Genomic DNA, 1,567 nt, shown 5'->3' on the forward strand with positions numbered 1-1,567 from the left:
CGATCCTGATGCGGGCCTCGGTGCGGGTGCGGAAGGTGTGCCGGTGGACGTACTCGACCTTCAGCACGCTGTTGAACGCCTCGCTCACGGCGTTGAGTCGAAACATGACCCGACCCGGCCCATGGACTGGGTCACGCCGAGTGTGCGGCACGCCCGCCGAAAGCGCCGAGTCTTGTTCAACTTCCTCAGCGAACGCCTCGGCGCCGAGAGCAGCATCCTGCACACCCTCGAGCGGTACCGCACCCGCATCGAATGGTTCGACCGCGACGAGCTCTACACCCGCTTCACCGCCGACACCGTTAACGGCGAAGAGGTCTACAACCTCGACCTGCAACGCTTCCTCTTCCTCGAAGGCGACCACATCACCCACGCCAAGCCGCGCTCAGCATCCGGCGAAGCAGACCTCATCGGCGACCTCGACGGCCGCGACCCCCTGGTCTGCGACGGCAAAATCTTCGACGGGAGCGGCCGCGGCAAGGGCTACCTCGTCAAAGGCGTGCACCAGATCATCAAGTCGCCCACGACTGCGGACAGCACACCGCCTACCTCGTCATCTACAACATCACCGACAAGCTCCTCGAACTGCCCACCGACGGCACCCCCGGCACCTGGCCCCCCTACACCGAACTCACCGGCGTCCGCGTCTACTTCATCCACGTCCGCGTCCTGCCACCCACCACCACCGCCAGCAAAGCCGGCAAAGCCACCCGCATCACCCTCACCAAAGACGACCTCACCAACCCCGACACCACCTGACCCGCCCCCCCAAGTAGCAGCCCACTGGAACTACACGACGCGCGATCAACCTGCACACCCGCGTACACACAGGTCAGACAGACACCAGCCCACCCCACCCCACTACGAAACACCGCGAACCCCGCCCACAGAAACTGAGAAACCCCAGCTCACATCCCACAGCAACAACCCAGAAAAACTGGGCGACGACATGACCCCGCCGGCAACCCGTACGTGCCGCGCCGACGTGCCGGCGACGATCCCTACAGCCTTTCCCCCGCCGTACGGTGTGACTGGACGAGGTTTCTCGAGCTCGCCGAGCGTGCCCTGCCGCAGGGACCGGCCAGGCTGGAGGATCTGGAGAAGGCTCTCGGGCTGGTGAGGGGACGGCCGTTCGGTTCGAGGCCGCTGCCCTGGGCTGGTCCCTACCAGCAGGAGATGATCACGAGGATCATCGACGTCGCTCACACGGTGGCCACGCACCGCACCCCGGCGGGCCCGCACCACGACCTCAGCGCCGCCCGGCAGGCCATCGCGATCGGCCTCGAAGCCGATCCCAGTGCCGAGCTCCTCTACAGGGACTGGATGCGCGTTGAGCATGCGGCCGGGAACCGCTCCGGCCTGCACACCGCCATCACGCAGGTCCAACAGGTCAACAGGTCACTGGACTGCGATCTCGAGACGGAGACGGAACAGCTCATCAACGATCTTCTCCACGGGACCGGCTCACCACTGCGCAAGGCGCAGTAGCGGTTCAGGAGGTGGGCCGCGGTAGCGCCGCTAGTGTCCTGCGCCAGTAGTTGATCGTTAGTAGTTGTGTGACTTCTGCTGC

The 1,567-nt window shown here is 65.4% G+C and carries 2 protein-coding genes; one reads left to right on the forward strand and one right to left on the reverse strand.

Going from position 1 to position 1,567, the window contains the following annotated elements; all coding sequences use genetic code 11:
• Positions 1-370 (reverse strand): hypothetical protein (locus ABZZ74_RS54110; RefSeq protein WP_356951440.1); only part of this gene is annotated, 370 nt, incomplete at its 3' end.
• 599 nt (positions 371-969) lie between these two features.
• On the opposite strand from ABZZ74_RS54110, the gene ABZZ74_RS54115 reads away from it, so the two are divergent.
• A complete protein-coding gene (locus ABZZ74_RS54115; RefSeq protein WP_356951441.1) occupies positions 970-1,485 on the forward strand; it encodes a bacterial transcriptional activator domain-containing protein in 516 nt (171 codons plus the stop codon).
• The last annotated feature ends 82 nt before the right edge of the window (positions 1,486-1,567 follow it).

The sequence above is a fragment of the Streptomyces sp. NPDC006476 genome (assembly GCF_040612015.1).
Lineage (GTDB): Bacteria > Actinomycetota > Actinomycetes > Streptomycetales > Streptomycetaceae > Streptomyces > Streptomyces griseorubiginosus_B.